Source organism: Roseibium alexandrii DFL-11 (genome assembly GCF_000158095.2).
In the GTDB taxonomy this organism is placed as follows: domain Bacteria; phylum Pseudomonadota; class Alphaproteobacteria; order Rhizobiales; family Stappiaceae; genus Roseibium; species Roseibium alexandrii.
In genome coordinates this window covers 4977486-4995402 of sequence record NZ_CM011002.1, presented here as the reverse complement: position 1 = coordinate 4995402, position 17917 = coordinate 4977486, and the positions used below count along the sequence as shown (strand labels likewise).

Sequence of the window (17917 nt, the reverse complement as noted above, 5' to 3'; positions counted from 1 at the left end):
CGCGTTAATTTTTAGTTGACTCGCCGTTACGGTAGCGCATATGGTTTGCCCAACATCCAGCCAAGGGAGGAGATCGGATGTACATAAAGAACGCACTTTGTGCGACGACCGCGTTTGTCGTGATGACTGCAGTTGCAGCACAGGCAGAAACACTTACCATCGCAACTGTGAACAACGGTGACATGATCCGAATGCAGGGTTACACCGACGCTTTCACAGCAAAGACCGGCCACACCGTCGAGTGGGTCACGTTGGAGGAGAACGTACTGCGTCAGCGCGTGACGACGGACATCTCCACCAAGGGTGGCGCTTTCGACATTATGACCATTGGAATGTACGAAACGCCGATCTGGGGTGCAAACGGCTGGCTCGTTCCACTAAACGATCTCTCCGATGAATATGATGCCGGTGACATTTTGCCTGCCATGGCCGGCGGACTGAGCCACGACGGAACGCTTTATGCTGCTCCTTTTTATGGCGAAAGCTCCATGATCATGTACCGCACCGACCTCATGGCTAAAGCCGGGTTGGAAATGCCGGACGCGCCGACTTGGGACTTTGTCAAGGAAGCCGCTGCGGCGATGACCGACCGTGACAACGAGATCAACGGCATCTGCCTCCGCGGCAAGGCTGGTTGGGGTGAAGGCGGCGCATTCATCACCGCGATGTCGAACTCGTTCGGTGCACGTTGGTTTGACATGGACTGGAACGCTCAGTTCGACACTGAACAATGGGCCAACACGCTGAACTTCTATAAAGACATGATGGACGCTTCTGGCCCTCCGGGATACGCGACCAACGGTTTCAATGAAAACCTGTCGCTCTTCCAGCAAGGCAAATGCGGCATGTGGATTGATGCCACTGTTGCAGCGTCCTTTGTGACAAACCCCAACGACTCGACCGTTGCTGAATCAGTTGGCTTCGCGCTCGCGCCCGATGCCGGTCTCGGCAAACGTTCGAACTGGCTGTGGGCCTGGGCACTGGCAATTCCTGCCGGGACTCAAAAAGAAGCAGCAGCGAAAGAATTCATCGAGTGGGCCACATCCAAGTCCTACATCGAACTCGTAGCTGCCAAAGAAGGCTGGGCCAATGTTCCTCCAGGTGCGCGGACATCTCTGTACGAGACCCCAGAGTATCAGGCCGTACCGTTCGCCAAGATGACCTTGGACTCAATCCTGTCGGCTGATCCGAATAACTCGACAGTCGAACCAAGCCCATACGTTGGCATCCAGTTCGCTGCCATCCCGGAGTTTGCCGGTATCGCAACTGAAGTGAGCCAGGAGTTCTCGGCTGCCTATGCAGGTCAACAGACCGTAGAAGAGGCATTGGCCAAAGCTCAAGCTCTGACCAACGATGCAATGGAAGCCGCCGGCTACCGATAAGCTCGCGCTAACTTCCAGTTCCGGAGGGCGGGTTCGCCCGTCCTTCGGCCTCCTTCTGCCATTTCATTTTAAAGATATATTTCGAGATGGACCCGCGTCCGTCAACAGAGGAGATGTGTCATGGCCACTCAGCAATCACGTTCTGCCGCCCGGATGATGATGGCACCAGCAGTCGTTCTGCTCTTGGGCTGGATGCTTATCCCGCTGTGCATGACGCTGTTCTTTTCCTTCAAGAAATACCTGCCACTGCGCGGCGACTCCATGGCCAACGGGTTAGAGTGGGTCGGATTTACCAACTATGTCAGGTTCGTGAGTTCAAGCTCGTTTTGGCCCAGCATTCAGACCACGTTGATCATTGTCGGGGGCGTTCTGGTCATCACCATCGCCTTGGGAATTGCACTGGCGATCTTGCTGGATCAGCCAATGTGGGGTCAGGGAGTTGTCCGAATTCTGGTTATTGCGCCTTTTTTCGTGATGCCCACAGTATCCGCGCTGGTCTGGAAGAACATGTTCATGGATCCGGTCAACGGCATTCTGGCGCATCTCTGGAAGTTTTTTGGGGCCGAGCCGATACAATGGTTGAGCCAGGCGTCACTGCCATCGCTGGTGATGATCGTCTCCTGGCAGTGGCTGCCGTTCGCGACGCTAATCTTGCTGACCGCTATCCAGTCTCTCGATAGTGAGCAGCTGGAGGCAGCTGAAATGGACGGCGCCCCTGTCCACAAGCGTTTCTTTTTCATCGTTCTTCCGCATCTGGCGCGGGCAATCACCATCGTGACCTTGATCCAGACAATCTTTCTGCTGGCGATTTTCGCGGAAATTTTCGTCACCACCGGCGGTGCCTTTGGCACCAAGACACTGTCTTATCTGATCTTCCAGCGCGTGCTGGAAAGCCAGAACGTTGGCCTCGGCTCTGCAGGTGGTGTCTACGCCATTATCCTCGCCAATATCGTTGCGATCTTCCTGATGCGCATCGTCGGCAAAAACCTTGACGCGTGAGGAGTAATCAAATGGCCCGCGCAGTTTCAAACAACCGGAAAATGATCAACACAGCCGTCGCCTGGTTGATAGGTTTACTGATTTTCTTTCCAATCCTCTGGACGATTCTCACAAGCTTCAAGACTGAAGCGCAAGCAATCGCCGATCCACCAATATTTCTGTTCTTTGATTGGACGCTGGAGAACTATTCGGTGGTGCAGGAGCGGTCGGACTACATGCGCTTCCTATGGAACTCCATATTCCTGGCTGGCGGCTCCACGATCTTGGGACTTATCATCGCAGTTCCGGCCGCTTGGTCGATGGCCTTCGTGCCTTCAAAACGCACCAAGGACATCCTGCTGTGGATGCTGTCCACAAAGATGTTGCCCGCAGTTGGCGTGCTTTACCCGATCTACCTGCTGTTCATCCAGTTGGGCCTTCTTGACAGCCGCATCGGACTGACGATCGTCCTAATGTTGATCAACCTGCCGATAATAGTCTGGATGCTCTACACGTATTTCAGGGAGATTCCGGGCGAGATTCTGGAAGCCGCCCGGATGGATGGCGCGGGACTTAAGGAAGAGCTCCTCTACATTCTCACACCGATGGCCATACCGGGCATCGCCTCAACCATGTTGTTGAACTTCATCCTGGCCTGGAACGAAGCTTTCTGGACGCTGAACCTGACGGCCGTCAACGCGGCACCATTGACGGCGTTTATCGCCAGCTATTCGAGCCCCGAGGGCCTGTTTTTCGCCAAACTTAGCGCGGCCTCGACCATGGCAATTGCCCCCATCCTGATCCTTGGCTGGTTCAGTCAAAAACAACTCGTTCGCGGCCTGACATTCGGCGCGGTTAAGTAGGGAACACTGTCATGGGACAAATCACACTCAAGCAGGTGACCAAGAGGTTCGGCAACGTTGAAGTCATTCCCTCGCTCGATCTCGAAATCGGGGACGGAGAATTCACGGTCTTTGTCGGCCCATCCGGATGTGGCAAGTCCACATTGCTCCGGCTGATTGCCGGTCTGGAAGACATTACTTCCGGACAGATTCTGATCGATGGACAGGATGCGACCAGCGTCCCACCGGCCAAACGGGGTCTGGCTATGGTCTTCCAATCCTATGCGCTTTATCCGCATATGTCGGTACGCAAGAACATCGCGTTTCCCCTGCGCATGGCAAAGCTCGACAAGGTCGAACAAGACCGCAGGGTCGAACAGGCCGCTGCTGTCCTGAACCTCACCGACTATCTCGACCGGCGCCCCGGACAACTCTCCGGTGGTCAGCGCCAGCGCGTTGCAATCGGCCGGGCAATTGTCCGCGAGCCATCCGCCTTCCTCTTCGACGAACCGTTGTCAAACCTTGATGCGGCCCTGCGGGTCGGCATGCGGCTGGAGATTTCAGAGCTTCACGAACGCCTTAAGACCACGATGATCTACGTGACCCATGATCAGGTTGAAGCCATGACCATGGCGGACAAAATTGTTGTCCTGCGTGCAGGCAACATCGAGCAGGTAGGATCGCCACTGGAACTCTACAAAAACCCACGCAACAAGTTCGTCGCCGGGTTTATCGGATCACCGAAGATGAACTTCATTGAAGGCGCAGAAGCCGCTGAGCATGGCGCGCACACAATCGGTATTCGCCCTGAACACATCACTGTTTCTGAAACTGAAGGGCAATGGTCGGGCGTTGTCAGCGTTTCGGAACACCTGGGCTCCGACACGTTCTTCCACGTGCACGAATCCGGGCTTGCTGAAACCCTCACTGTTCGAGCTGGTGGTGAAGTCGGCTTCCGGCATGGCGACAAGATCTACATGACGCCGCGCACTGATGTCATTCACAAATTCGATGTCAACGGTCTGAGGATGGCATGAAACGGCTCGAAGGAAAATCGGCGCTGATTACCGGGGCAGCGCGCGGTATCGGCCTTGCGTTTGCCCGGGCCTACATCGCCGAGGGGGCAAAAGTGGCAATCGCCGATATTGATGGCGCACGCGCAAACCAAACAGCTGACGATCTCGGCCCGGCAGCCATTGCCGTTGAAATGGACGTCACGCGGCAGGACAGCATCGACCAGGCGGTCGAGACGACGGTCTCAGCGCTCGGGCAGATCGACATTTTGATCAATAACGCAGCGATATTTACTGCAGCGCCGATTGTCGAGATCGAGCGCGCTGATTTCGCCCGTACCTTAGATATCAATGTCGCTGGTACCTTGTTCACGATGCAGGCAGTCGCCCGCCACATGATCGAACGTGGCGGCGGTGGCAAAATCATAAACATGGCAAGCCAGGCCGGCCGCCGGGGGGAACCGCTTGTTGCGGTTTATTGCGCCACCAAGGCCGCGGTCATCAGCTTGACCCAGTCGGCTGCCCTCAACCTGATCGAGCACGGCATCAATGTGAATGCCATCGCGCCCGGTGTGGTCGACGGTGAACATTGGGATGGCGTCGACGCCTTCTTTGCAAAGTATGAAAACAAGGCTCCGGGCCAGAAGAAAAGGGAAGTCGGCGAAGCCGTGCCTTTCGGGCGCATGGGCACAGCCGACGATCTGACTGGAATGGCGGTTTTCCTGGCCTCCAGCGATGCCGATTACATTCTCGCCCAAACCTACAATGTGGATGGCGGACAATGGATGAGCTGATACCTCTTTCAGATGCGACCTTGTCTACAATTCCTTCCAGAGTCACCAAGCCAAGATATGATCGCTCTGCTCTGACACCTGGAATTGTCCATATCGGTGTCGGCAATTTCCATCGGGCTCATCAGGCCTGGTATCTGCATCGGTTGATGCAGGACGGGCATGCCCATGATTGGGCCATCATAGGCGCCGGCGTACGGCCATATGATGCTGCCATGCGGGACAAACTCGTCGCGCAAGATTGCCTGACGACGCTGGTTGAATTGAACCCTTCGAAAACAAGTGCAGAAATCGTCGGTTCCATGACCGGCTACCTGCCAATCGCAGCGGACAATGCCCCCCTCATTCAGCAAATGGCCGATCCTGCCATTCGCATCGTCGCCTTAACGGTCACAGAGGGCGGCTACTACATAGATCCGGTCACGAAGGAATTCGATAGACGGCACGCTGACATCCAGCACGATGCGCAGCACCCAGAAACGCCAAAAACCGCGTTCGGTGCCATGGTCGCAGGATTAAAGCTGCGCCGTGATCAAGGACACGGCCCCTTTACCGGACTGAGTTGCGACAATCTTTTGGCCAATGGCCAGATCCTGCGTCAAACCGTCCTTGGCCTCGCCCGTCTTTCGGATCCGAATCTGGCGGACTGGATTGACGCAAACTGCACCTTTCCCAACTCCATGGTCGATTGCATTGTCCCAGCAACCGGTTCTCGGGAGATCGCACTTGCCCGCGAATTCGGTCTGGATGACAAGGCACCCGTCTCTCACGAAACCTTCCGTCAGTGGGTTTTGGAAGACAGGTTTTGTGCTGGCCGCCCCGAATGGGAGAAGGTTGGGGCGACGTTTACCGACAATGTCCACGGTTACGAGATGATGAAGTTGCGGCTGCTGAATGCGGGGCATCAGGTCATCGCAAACGCCGGAGAGATCCTGTCACTGAGCACCATTGCTGACTGCATGGCGCATCCTCTAATTTCGGCTATGTTCTCAAAAGTCCTGAAAGACGAAATTGTTCCGCATGTTTCTGCGGTTCCGAAAATGACCCCTGCCCAGTATGTCGACCTTATTCGGAGCCGTTTTTCAAACCCGGCCGTCTTGGACACCACGCGGCGCGTTGCCTTTGACGGGTCTTCCCGGCACACAGGCTTTGTGCTGCCGGCTATAGAAGATGGTCTTGAGAACGGCACGCCAATCGAGGGATTGGCCCTCGTGGAAGCCCTTTGGGCCAGAATGTGCGAAGGCTCGAGAGAAGATGGGTCTCGGATAGAAACCAACGACCCCTATTGGTCACAGCGCACGGACGCGGCGCAAAACGCGCGCTTAAGACCGCTCGCGTGGCTGGAGCAGTCCGACGTCTATGGCGACCTCGCCGCAAACGCACGGTTTGCCACTGCATTCGAACACTGGCTTGGGCGCATCTGGTCAGACGGTTGCGAGACCGCACTGCGCGAGTATCTACAAATTGCCCAGACCGCGACCGCGAGGTCTGCGAGCAACCCTGGCTAAATCCAGGCACCCATCTGATACGGTTAAAATGGGGCATGACTCACTGGTTCGAAGGGGCAACCGGTTCTGTCCCGACAAGATGTTAGCGGTCCTTTCGAACGCCCGCGCAGCTTTCCCGAACGATCAGATCGCCGTGCAGAAGATGCGTTTGAACCGAGAGTGTCCGGTTGGCCAGTTTATCCAGCAGGAGTGACATCGCCATCTCCCCAATATGTTGACGGGGCTGGCGGATCGTGGTCAGGCCCGGTGTGAAGTTGTTGGCAAAAGGAATGTCGTCGAACCCAAGTACCGAGAAATCTACCGGTACGCGGTAACCCCGCATTTGAAGTGCCGATATGACACCGATCGCCGTATTGTCGTTAAAACAGAAAAACGCGGTAGGAAGATCATCCTTGATGAAAAGGCGCTCGACCGCAGCGCGGCCACTTTCCGCCGAACCATCCCCTTCCAGCCGCCAGTCGCGCAGGGTCACTGCGGATTCCATCAAGCCCTTCTGGTAGCCCGAATGCCTCAGGTCGCTGCGGACATCCGCGGGACCGCCTGAAATGAAAACGATCCTGCGGTGACCGAGTGAAATGAGGTATTCGGTTGCCATCTTTGCACTCGCGACATCGTCAACACCCACATAACTGATATCGGCCCGATCTACAGGCCGTTCGGTGGCAATGATAGGCGGGAGGGCTGTAAGAGGCGTCTGCGGTTCTCCGGCAACTGGAATGTGCCCCGTCAGCAAAATCAGGCCGTCCGCCATGCCGGTTGACAAGAAGCGAAGGTAGTTTTGCTCCAATCCGGTTGTCCCCTCGGTATTGCCTATCAGAACGCCATAGCCGCGGTCATTGGCGGCTTTTTCCAATCCCGTGAGAATGCCGGCAAAATTCGGATCGGCAATGGCTGAGGCCAGCACCAGGACCATCTGCGAGCGCTGCATCCGAAGATTTTGAGCCATTGCGTTGGCTGTGTAGCCGGTCCGAGCAATGGCAGCCGTTACCTTCTTGCGAGTGCTCTCGGCGACTTTCTCCGGGGAACGAAGGGCACGGCTGACAGTCGCGATAGACACGCCCGCAAGCTTTGCGACGTCTTCAATGGTCGCCGGCCGGCTGCCCGGATCATCCATTTTTTTACCCCGGTTTTGTTGCGGTGCGCCACTTCATTAACCTCATGAAATTCCACACCTCTCTACGCTGTATAGGTTCTTCCACGCCCTTTGAAAAGGTTTACAATACAGTATGTAAAGGTTTACATCATGCGTGAAAACGTTTACATGAGGTCTTGGCAACAGTGTGGAAGAGGGCACTGATGTCTGGGAGGACTACCAAATGCAACACCATTCGCCCCAGCTGGAGGCGGTGATTGAGGCCGTCAACATCAGCAAATCCTTTGGGCCGGTGCCTGTGCTGTTCAGCGTCAGCATGGACATTCGGGCGGGTGAGGTTCATGCCCTGATCGGAGAGAATGGCGCGGGCAAGTCGACCTTGATGAAAATCCTGTCCGGTTTCCACGACCCGACGACCGGTCACATCAAGCTCGACGGCACGACGACCGAACTCCCTCCCAATGGCGCCGCCGAAAAACTTGGCATCGTTCTGATCCACCAGGAACTCAATCTAGCGGAACAGATGACGGTTGAGGAAAACGTCTTTCTGGGACGGGAACTGAAATCAAGGGGATTTCTGGACCGGGCGGGCATGAGATCCCTTGTGCAAAAGTATTTGGATGATGTCGGTCTCGACATCTCCCCTTCTGACCGAATTTCAGATCTCACCATTGCACAAAAGCAAATGGTTGAAATCGTCAAAGCCGTCAGCAGAAACGCACGTATCCTCATTATGGACGAGCCGACAGCCGTATTGACGGAAGAGGAAACGGAAATCTTCTTTCGGCAAGTTCAGAAGTTGAAACAAACTGGCGTCGGCATTGTGTTTGTGTCGCACAAGCTGAATGAAGTTAAAGCTATTGCGGACCGGGTGACCGTCCTGCGCGACGGGCAATGGATCGACACCCGCCTGGCAAACGAACTGACCCCGGACGCCATGGCCCAGATGATGGTAGGCCGGGAACTTTCTGACCTTTATCCGCCGATGCACGAAGCGGATGTAGACGCAGACTTGGTCCTGGAGGTTCAAAACCTCTCAACGCCCGGCGCTCACAATGTCAGCTTCAATCTGCGCAAAGGCGAAATCCTGGGGTTTTCGGGACTGATCGGGTCAGGCCGAACAGCGGTCTTTGAGGCCATTTGTGGATTGGCGCCTGTCGAGGGCGGCAGGGTCCGGCTTTTTGGAACCGAAGTCAGCGCCCTATCCGTTGCCGCAGCAAGAGACGCAGGGCTTGCCTACCTTACGAAGGACAGGAAGGAGAAAGGGTTGCTTCTGGACAAGAAGATGCAGCCCAATCTAACCCTGTTTGCCTTGCCGAAATTCATCAAAAACTTCACCCTCGACAGTACCGCTGAAGCCAATGCGCTTGAGCGCGCCATCCGGCGTTTCGATGTCCGGGCACGGGACCAGGATATCGTTGTCGGAAAGCTCTCCGGCGGCAACCAGCAGAAATTGCTGCTCGCGAAAATCATGGAATGCGATCCGAAGATCGTTGTCATTGATGAACCCACCCGCGGGATCGATGTCGGCACCAAACAACAGATTTATCATTTCATCGCTGCGCTGGCAGCGGAAGGCGTTTCGGTCGTGGTGATATCCTCGGAGATGCCGGAAATCATCGGAATTTGCCACCGTGTTGTGGTCATGCGGGAAGGCCAGATCACCGGAGTACTGACCGGAGATCACATCAACGAAAACGAAATCATGCGCTATGCCGCCGGGCTGAAACGGGAGGAACTCCATTGACCATGACAAGCGTATCGGAAAACAACGCAGACAAGGCATCAAAGCGCTTTGCGATAGACCTCAAAACGCTTGGACCAGCTTTGGCTCTACTCCTGTTGTGCGTGATCGGGTTCCTGCTCAATCCCGCCTTCGTGAGTGAAGGCAACCTGACCAACTTGCTGACGCGGTCGGCGTTTATCGGCATCATTGCCGTAGGCGCGACCTTCGTCATCACCGCTGGCGGGATCGACTTGTCGGTGGGCTCTATGGCAGCGGCCATTTCCGGCGTGATGATAATTGTCATGAACAATGCCGTTGAAACGCTCGGGACCGGTGTGCCGACCGTCCTGTTTGGGTGTGGTTTGGCGATCCTCCTCGGCATCGGCGCAGGCTGGATCAATGGAGCGCTGACCACCAAGGGGAAGATAGAGGCGTTTATAGTGACGCTAGGCACCATGGGGATCTACCGGTCTTTGGTGACCTATTTCGCAGACGGCGGCACGCTGTCCCTCAACTTCGACATTCGCGGCACCTACCGACCGGTCTACTATGACAGTTTTTTGGGACTGCCGATCCCGGTCTGGGTCTTCATTGCCGTTGCTATCTGTGGCTGGCTGCTTTTAAACCGGACAGCGTTCGGACGCTACTGCACGGCCATCGGATCAAATGAAGCCGTCGCCAAGTACTCGGCAATCAATGTCGATCGGGTCAAGACGCTGACATACATCATCCAAGGCCTCTGCGTGTCCTTCGCGACCATCATTTATGTCCCCCGCCTCGGCTCTGCCTCAGCATCGACAGGCGTACTATGGGAATTGGAAGCGATCGCGGCCGTGATCATCGGCGGCACCGTTCTGAAAGGCGGTTATGGCAGAATTGGGGGCACGATCCTGGGCGCGCTCATTCTGACCACCATCGGTAACATCCTGAACTTCACGGACATGATCTCAAACTACCTGAACGGAACCATGCAGGGGTTGATCATTATCGTTGCTGTGCTGCTGCAGCGCAGCGACTGGAAACTCAAAAAGAACGGCTGAGCACGGCCCATTAGATCCATGGAATAGGGACCCGTCCCCAATTTGAACCGGTTCGCACCGGACGGGAGAGGTGCGCCTTGAGGAAAGCATCGGAGGAGGAAACAATGCTTGGAAGAAAAACACTGGGTGCGATGGCACTGACAGGGCTAATCGCCCTCAGCGGGACGGCAGTCGCGGAAGAAAAGATCAAGATCGGCGTCAGCTACCCGACACCGACCCATGCCTGGGCAGCGGGCATGAACTGGCACGCGGAGCAGGCCGAAAAACGTCTGGAGGCTCTTTATCCGGACGTGGATCTGATCCTTGTGAACTCGCCGGATCCAGGCGCGCAGGCAAGTGCGCTGGAAGACCTCGTATCGGTCCATCAGATTGATGCACTCGTCGTTCTGCCGTTTGAGTCCGAACCGCTTACCGATCCGGTCTTGAATGTCAAGAAATCTGGCGCCTGGATCACCGTCGTCGATCGTGGTCTCAGCCAGCCGGGGATCGAAGACCTTTACGTTGCCGGCAACAATCCGGAGCTTGGCCGCGTATCGGCGCAATACATGAAGGGACGCCTTAAGGACGGCGACAACATCGTTGTGTTGCGCGGTATCCCGACCGTGATCGACAACGAACGCTTTGATGCGTTCATGGCCGAAATCGAAGGCTCGGGTATCAACGTCCTGGATCACAAGCACGCCAACTGGAACCGCGACGACGGTTTTGAAGTGATGCAGGATTTCCTGTCCCGCTTCCCGGACATTGATGCGGTCTGGGCTCAAGACGACGATATCGCAATCGGCGTGGTCGCTGCTTTGAAACAGGCAGGCCGTGAGGGCAACGGCATGTTCGTTGTCGGAGGTGCTGGCATGAAGGAAATCATCAAAGGCATCATGGATGGCGATGAGCTGATCCCTGTAAATGTCCTTTACCCGCCGGCAATGATTGCAACCGCGATGGATGCAACGGTCAACGCTTTCAAGTCGAATGGCCCGGTGGCCGGCCGGTACATTCTCGGGGCAACACTGATCACCCGTGAAAACGCTGAAAGCTACTACTTCCCAGAGTCGCCATTCTAAGAAGTGACTTTGCGTGGGCCGGGGTTAAGTCACGGATCCCGGCCCCAAAAACTCTATTTCATTCAAGAGGTCGTCATGAAAACGATAAAGGGGCCTGCGCTGTTTCTTGCTCAGTTTGCGGGAGATGAAGCGCCATTCAATTCCTGGGACGCGATTACGAAATGGGCCGCCGATTGCGGATACAAAGGGGTACAGGTTCCAAGTTGGGATGGCCGGCTCATTGATCTGGAAAAAGCCGCCAGCTCGAAGGGATACTGCGAAGACTTTGCCGGACAAGCCCGTCAGAACGGTGTTGAGATCACGGAGCTCTCAACCCATCTGCAAGGCCAGCTCGTGGCCGTCCACCCTGCTTATGACACCGCCTTTGACGGCTTTGCAGCTCCGGAAGTCCGCGGCAATCCGGCCGCGCGCCAGGCCTGGGCTGTTGATCAGGTCAAGCAGGCGTTAACGGCCAGCCGCAATCTTGGCATCACCGCTCATGCGACGTTTTCCGGCGCTCTGGCGTGGCCTTACATCTATCCCTGGCCGCAACGACCGGCTGGGCTTGTTGAGACCGCGTTTGACGAACTTGCCAAGCGCTGGCGGCCAATTCTGGATTATGCGGACGATATGGGCGTGGATGTTTGCTACGAGATCCATCCCGGCGAGGATCTTCATGATGGCGCGACGTACGAGATGTTCCTGGACCGCGTTGACAATCATGCCCGCGCAAAGATGCTCTATGATCCGTCCCACTACGTGCTTCAGTGTCTCGACTATCTCGACAACATCGACATCTACAAGGACCGGATCGGAATGTTCCACGTCAAGGATGCCGAGTTCAATCCGACCGGCCGCCAGGGCGTTTACAGCGGCTATCAGCCCTGGGTTGACCGTGCGGGGCGGTTCCGGTCCTTGGGCGACGGACAGGTCGATTTTGGAGCGATCTTTTCCAAAATGGCAGCCAATGACTTCGACGGCTGGGCGGTCGTCGAATGGGAATGTTGCCTGAAGCACCCGGAAGATGGCGCCCGCGAAGGTGCCCAGTTTGTTGCCGACCATATCATTCGCGTCACTGAAAAAGCCTTTGATGACTTTGCCGACGGCGGGACAGACGAAGCGGCAAACCGCAAGATGCTGGGCATTGCATAGGAGCACAACATGGCCATTGAAGGAACAGAAGTCACATTCCAACGCCCGCTCCGCCTCGGCATGGTCGGCGGCGGCAAGGATGCGTTCATCGGCGCGGTTCACCGGATCGCAGCACGGCTCGACAACAGTTTTGAACTGGTCGCAGGAGCCTTGTCCTCAACACCGGACAAGGCCATCTCTTCCGGGCAGGCTCTCGGCCTCAAGGCGGACCGGATTTACAGCTCCTTTGAGGACATGGCCAAACGAGAGGCACGGCTGAAGGACGGGGTCGAAGCGGTTGCCATCGTGACGCCGAACCATGTTCATTATCCAGCTGCCAAGGCATTCTTGAAACGCGGCATTCACGTGATCTGCGACAAGCCGATGACCTCCACGCTGGCAGACGCCAAAAAGCTGGCCAAAGCGGCCGAGGCCTCGCCGGCCCTGTTTATTCTCACGCACAATTACACCGGCTATCCGATGATCCGTCAGGCGCGGGAGATGGTCCAAAACGGCGATCTTGGAACAATCCGGGTCATTCAGGTCGAGTACCCGCAGGATTGGCTGACGGTCGAACAGCACAACAAGCAAGCCGACTGGCGCACGGACCCTGCCCGGTCCGGATTGGGGGGCGCGACTGGAGACATTGGCACCCACGCCTACAATCTGGCTTGCTTTGTGACCGGCCTGCGCGCCGAGAGCCTTGCCGCCGATTTGCAGTCCTTCGTCCCAGGCCGTCAGGTAGATGACAACGGTCACGTCATGCTGCGCTTTGACGGCGGGGCGCGCGGGATGCTCTGGTGTTCACAAGTCGCACCGGGCAATGAGAACAATCTCAAGCTCCGGGTCTATGGCGACAAGGCCGGCATTGAATGGCATCAGGAAAATCCGAACTATCTGCAGTATTCGCCGTTTGGAGAACCCGCCCAGCGCCTGACAAGAGGCGGCGCGGGTATGCTGGAGAGCATCGCGCCGACAACACGGATCCCGCCCGGACACCCGGAAGGCTACCTTGAAGGGTTCGCCAACCTCTACCGGGAAGCTGCCGATGCGATCCGGGTTCATGCCACCGGCGAAACCCAAACAACGCTTTTGCCCGGCATTCAAGAGGGCCTCGCAGGCGTGGAATTTGTCGACGCCTGTGTAAGATCGTCAACCAGAAATGCAGCTTGGGTGAAGCTAGGATGACCTCTGTTCTTTAGGAAACCCGTCGCCCAGATCCCAGAACAAGCCTGTCATCATCTCCAATCCTTCTTTCATCAGATGCGGCAGGACGTGTTCGTTGGGGGCGTGCTGGGAACAGCCGGTGTAACTGTGCGGAACCCAGAGCGTTGGCATGCCGATGGTGTTGAGAAAGATGTCGTTTGGCAGGGAACCACCGGCATTGGGGATAACGGTGACCGGTTTTCCAGTCGTCTTTTCAACTGATGTGACAGCCCAGGCAACGGCCGGATGTTCCGGATCGAGCCGTGAAGCGCGCAGCATCGACATCCGGGCCGGTTCCACAGTGATGCCATCAAACCCGTTGTCCTTCAGATGCTGGCGGATCAGAGGCAGGAAGGTGTCGGGGTCCGTATCCACCACAAAGCGGATCTGGCAGATGGCTTCGGCAAGGGGGGGAACAGCGTTTTGCGGATTTTCCGGGTCCCCCGCAATGAAGGAAAGGACTTCAAATGTGTTCCAACCGAAGACTTTCTCAGCGGCGCTCAAGCCAGGCTCTCCCCACCAGGGATCAATCTCCGGATCATCCGGTCCGGATGTAACCGTCACCTTGGCAAGCGCGTCGCGCACGGAATTCTTGATATGGGCAGGTTTCAGGCCGGGATGAAGGATCTCGCCGGTTCGGCTGACCAGGGTCGTGAGCGCATGCATGAGCACGATGGCCGGATTGGCAAGCAGTCCTCCCCAGTTGCCAGAATGGTGGCCACCTTCCCGGTATTCCAGACGGAACCTCAGGTTCAGACCGCCTCGCGTACCAAGCTTGATATCCGGCGCATCTGTCGAAAAACGCGGACCGTCGGATGCAATCAGCAGATCGGCTGCCAGCATATCCCGGTTGTCCCGGCAGAATTCATAGAGCCCAGGCGAGCCCATTTCTTCTGCCATCTCGATCAGGAACGTGGCGTTGTAACCAAGACGGCCACGGGTATCGATCACATGGCGCATGGCTTCCATATTGATGGCATGCTGCGCCTTGTTGTCTGCGGTGCCGCGGCCATACCAGCGGGGACCAGACTGTGTTTGCGCGACATCCAGCGTCCAGGGATCCCGATCCTCGCTCCAGCGGCCTTCTTCTCCGGGCACCGTATCCCCGTGCCCGTAGCAAAACAGTGTGGGCAGGCTTGGATCCTCGATCCGCTTGGCAACGAGAAAAGGCGCCCGGTCGAGTATGTCATTTGGATGGATATCGACCGTAAAACCCATCGCTTCGAACCGCTCGCGCATCTCAGTATCCAGATAGCGCATCAGGTCGGACCGGTGCTCCTCCTCCCGGCTGGACGTCTTTACGGCCACCAGCTCAGTTAAATCCTTTTGAAAACTGCCATCTCCGAAACTCTTCGCTGCCGCCTCAATCGCTGCGCTCCGTTTTGTCATGCCTAATCCCTTGTTTGTATCTTTTTGTCTGCAATTGTTTGCCGTGGCTGATCGCCGGTCAAACGGCCTCTGAGTAGTCATCGGCCGGCGTGGTCGACTTGATGTACTCCATGAACTGCTGAGCAAGCTCTGACGGTTGGCGCCCCGCAGGAAGCACAAAGCTGGTGTCATAAGTGATGTGTGCATCGAATGGCCGGACGGAGATGTTCGGTACACCAACAGAAAGTACGGGAAAGGGGTTCAGCACCGTGACGCCAAGCCCCTCGCGGACCAACTCAAGAGCAGCCATGTTCGTCGCCGTTTCCGCAACCGTCCGGGGTTTGACACCAGAGCGGGCAAACAGCTGTTCGGTGATCGCGCGGGTGCCGAGCCGCCTTAGAAACTCGATCAACTCCACGCCCTCCAGATCGGCCGGAGTGACGATTTCCTTTGCCTCAAGGGGATGTCCTTTGGGCATTGCGCAGACTACATGAGAACGGAGCCACGGCACGAGAGTGACACCGGAGCGCTGAATCATCGCACTGGTCAGACCAAGGTCATAGCGCAGATCCAGGATACCGGAGACCAGCACATCCGTTGCCTGAATATCCAGCTGCAGGTTCTTGCCAGGGTTCTGTTTCAGGAATGCAGCCACTCTTGTGATGATGAAGTTATGGGCAAGCGTGGGGGGAACAATGAGGCGCAGAGGTTCTTCATCGGCCTGCGCCCATTCAGCGCCTTCAATCAGAGCGAGCGTTTCAAAAAGCGGATCAAGCTGTTCGTTGAGCCTGAGCGCCGCGGCGGTCGGTTCGATCTTGCCGGCGCTCCGCAAAAACAGAGTACGGCCAACCCGCTGCTCCAATTGCCCTAACGCCCGGCTGACAGAGGACTGCGAAACACCGAGCCGCCGCGCGGCGCCAATGGTCGTGCCGGTGGTCACAAGCGCCCGGAGCGCTTCCATTTCCCTCAGTCTGTGCCGTGGCTCTGCCATAGGTTGAGATCTGCCTTATAAATAGTCATGCCTACAAGATGAATTAGTCTATGCAAAAATGGATTAATTTCTCTGTTGGCAATGAATTTTCTGCAAGCTACCATCCTTTTTAGCGTGCGGCAAAAGTCCGGCAAAAAGGACACCGCGCCTTCCGAGGGAGTTATATTGTCATGAGAAAACTTACTGCTGCAGCCGCAGTGTCTGTAAGCGTGTTTGCCTTGTTTACCGGGGCAGCGTCCGCAGAAAAGCTGACCATTGGGTTGGCGTCCGAACCAACAGCGATGGATCCACATTTCCACAATCTGGGTCCGAACAACGCAATCTCGTATCACCTGTTTGATCGCCTGATTGCACAAGACGAAAAGCAACGACTGTCACCGGGCCTCGCCGTATCCTGGCAACCGATCGATGAGCTGACATGGGAGTTCAAACTTCGCGAAGGCGTGAAATTCCATGACGGCAGCGACTTCAATGCGGACGACGTCATTTGCACCATGGAGCGGGCTCCGGATGTCCCGAATTCCCCATCTGGCTTCGGCACTTATTTGAAGGGCAAAACCTTCAAGAAAATCGACGACTATACGGTCCACATTTCCACGGAAACGCCATACCCGTTGATGGCGAACGACATTTCCACGATCCCTGTGATCTCGGACAGCGCCGGATGTCGCGCGGCGACAGAAGACTTCAACGCTGGCACCGCGGCGATTGGCACCGGCCCGTTCAAGTTTGGAAGCTACAAGCCCGGCGAGAGCATCACTATGGTGCGCAACGATGACTACTGGGGCGACGCTCCAATCTGGACTGAAGTTGACTTCCGCCCGATCAAGTCAGGTCCGAGCCGTGTCGCTGCTCTGCTTGCAGGTGATGTCGACATGATCGCCAGCGTTCCGACAACAGATATCGGCGTGCTTGAAGGCAAGGACGAGATCCAGCTGAGCCAAGGTGTTTCCAACCGCGTCATCTACCTCCATTTGGACCAGTTCCGTGAGAACTCCCCCTTTGTGAAGGGCACTGACGGCAGCGACATCAAAAATCCGCTTCTGGACCAGCGTGTCCGTCTGGCAATCTCCAAGGCGATCAACCGGAATGCGATTGTCGACCGGGTGATGGAAGGCGTGGCACTGCCGGCCGGCCAGCTGTTGCCGGAAGGTTTCTTCGGCGTGTCGGAGAACTTGCAGCCGATTGATTACGACCCGAACGGTGCCAAGGAACTGTTGGCAGAAGCCGGATACCCGGACGGCTTCCAATTGACCATTCATGGCCCGAACGATCGCTACATCAACGATGCGAAAATCGCCGAGGCGATCGGTCAGATGCTGACACGTGTTGGCATCAAGACTGCGGTCGAAACAATGCCGCGTTCCGTTTATTTCGGCCGCGCATCCCGCGGCGGTGCCGATGGTCAGCCGGAGTTCAGCTTCATCCTGGTGGGCTGGGGTGCCGGTTCGGGCGAAGCTTCTTCTCCGCTGAAGTCCTTGATCCACACTTACGACAAGGACAAGGGCTTCGGGTCATCGAACCGCGGACGTCACTCCAATGCGGAAATCGATGCGAAGATCGAAGAAGCATTGCGCACCGTTGATGATGAAAAGCGTCAGGACCTGCTCGCGGAAGCCACGGAAATGGCGATCGGTGATGTCGCAATCATCCCGACCCACTTCCAGGTCAACACCTGGGCGGCCAAAAAGGGCCTGACGTATATTCCCCGCACCGACGAGTACACGCTCGCCATGGGTGTCGTGAAGGAATAACCAGCGATTTCCGGGCCGCTGATCTCAGCGGTCCGGAACGTCCCTGAACCGAGA

Annotated in this window: 15 protein-coding genes; 12 read left to right on the top strand and 3 right to left on the bottom strand. The window is 56.5% G+C overall.

Annotated features, from left to right (window positions below):
• The first annotated feature begins 77 nt into the window (after positions 1-77).
• The 6 genes from SADFL11_RS23035 (at position 78) to SADFL11_RS23010 (ending at position 6514) form a co-directional block, all read left to right on the top strand.
• Positions 78-1382 (top strand): ABC transporter substrate-binding protein, encoded by a 1305-nt coding sequence (locus SADFL11_RS23035; protein ID WP_008192549.1) that lies wholly within the window; start codon positions 78-80, stop codon positions 1380-1382.
• 120 nt (positions 1383-1502) lie between these two features.
• Positions 1503-2381, top strand: coding sequence for a carbohydrate ABC transporter permease (locus tag SADFL11_RS23030; protein WP_040450931.1), 879 nt, complete (start codon positions 1503-1505; stop codon positions 2379-2381).
• A gap of 11 nt (positions 2382-2392) precedes the next feature.
• A complete protein-coding gene (locus tag SADFL11_RS23025) occupies positions 2393-3223 on the top strand; it encodes a carbohydrate ABC transporter permease (protein ID WP_040450932.1) in 831 nt (276 codons plus the stop codon).
• 11 nt (positions 3224-3234) lie between these two features.
• Positions 3235-4239, top strand: a complete 1005-nt coding sequence (locus SADFL11_RS23020; RefSeq protein ID WP_008191023.1) for an ABC transporter ATP-binding protein — start codon at positions 3235-3237, stop codon at positions 4237-4239.
• Positions 4236-5009 (top strand): L-iditol 2-dehydrogenase, encoded by a 774-nt coding sequence (locus SADFL11_RS23015; protein ID WP_008189910.1) that lies wholly within the window; start codon positions 4236-4238, stop codon positions 5007-5009. Before SADFL11_RS23020 ends, SADFL11_RS23015 begins: the two co-directional genes overlap by 4 nt.
• Entirely contained in the window at positions 4997-6514 is a 1518-nt protein-coding gene (locus SADFL11_RS23010) for a mannitol dehydrogenase family protein (RefSeq protein ID WP_040450933.1), read from the top strand. Before SADFL11_RS23015 ends, SADFL11_RS23010 begins: the two co-directional genes overlap by 13 nt.
• An 82-nt stretch (positions 6515-6596) precedes the next feature.
• Here SADFL11_RS23010 and SADFL11_RS23005 read toward each other — a convergent pair whose 3' ends face one another.
• Positions 6597-7628, bottom strand: coding sequence for a LacI family DNA-binding transcriptional regulator (locus SADFL11_RS23005; RefSeq protein WP_008196791.1), 1032 nt, complete (start codon positions 7626-7628; stop codon positions 6597-6599).
• A 202-nt stretch (positions 7629-7830) separates the two neighbouring features.
• Here SADFL11_RS23005 and SADFL11_RS23000 point away from each other — a divergent pair, with 202 nt between their 5' ends.
• From SADFL11_RS23000 to SADFL11_RS22980, 5 genes are all read left to right on the top strand, one after another.
• Positions 7831-9354, top strand: coding sequence for a sugar ABC transporter ATP-binding protein (locus SADFL11_RS23000; RefSeq protein WP_040452436.1), 1524 nt, complete (start codon positions 7831-7833; stop codon positions 9352-9354).
• Positions 9355-9356: 2 nt separating this feature from the next.
• Entirely contained in the window at positions 9357-10373 is a 1017-nt protein-coding gene (locus tag SADFL11_RS22995; RefSeq protein ID WP_008197168.1) for an ABC transporter permease, read from the top strand.
• A gap of 104 nt (positions 10374-10477) precedes the next feature.
• Positions 10478-11434 carry a substrate-binding domain-containing protein gene (locus SADFL11_RS22990; RefSeq protein WP_008192056.1) on the top strand — a complete coding sequence of 319 codons (957 nt, stop codon included), beginning with the start codon at positions 10478-10480 and terminating at the stop codon, positions 11432-11434.
• Between the two features lie 75 nt (positions 11435-11509).
• Positions 11510-12565 carry a sugar phosphate isomerase/epimerase family protein gene (locus SADFL11_RS22985; RefSeq protein WP_008189044.1) on the top strand — a complete coding sequence of 352 codons (1056 nt, stop codon included), beginning with the start codon at positions 11510-11512 and terminating at the stop codon, positions 12563-12565.
• Between the two features lie 9 nt (positions 12566-12574).
• Positions 12575-13732, top strand: coding sequence for a Gfo/Idh/MocA family protein (locus tag SADFL11_RS22980; protein WP_040450934.1), 1158 nt, complete (start codon positions 12575-12577; stop codon positions 13730-13732).
• Here SADFL11_RS22980 and SADFL11_RS22975 read toward each other — a convergent pair.
• Both SADFL11_RS22975 and SADFL11_RS22970 read right to left on the bottom strand, forming a co-directional pair.
• Positions 13724-15139, bottom strand: a complete 1416-nt coding sequence (locus tag SADFL11_RS22975) for a M20 family metallopeptidase (protein ID WP_008190453.1) — start codon at positions 15137-15139, stop codon at positions 13724-13726. The two genes, SADFL11_RS22980 and SADFL11_RS22975, sit on opposite strands and share 9 nt — an antisense overlap.
• A gap of 58 nt (positions 15140-15197) precedes the next feature.
• Positions 15198-16109, bottom strand: coding sequence for a LysR family transcriptional regulator (locus tag SADFL11_RS22970; protein WP_040450935.1), 912 nt, complete (start codon positions 16107-16109; stop codon positions 15198-15200).
• Positions 16110-16279: 170 nt separating this feature from the next.
• Here SADFL11_RS22970 and SADFL11_RS22965 point away from each other — a divergent pair, with 170 nt between their 5' ends.
• A complete protein-coding gene (locus SADFL11_RS22965) occupies positions 16280-17863 on the top strand; it encodes an ABC transporter substrate-binding protein (RefSeq protein WP_008191172.1) in 1584 nt (527 codons plus the stop codon).
• The last annotated feature ends 54 nt before the right edge of the window (positions 17864-17917 follow it).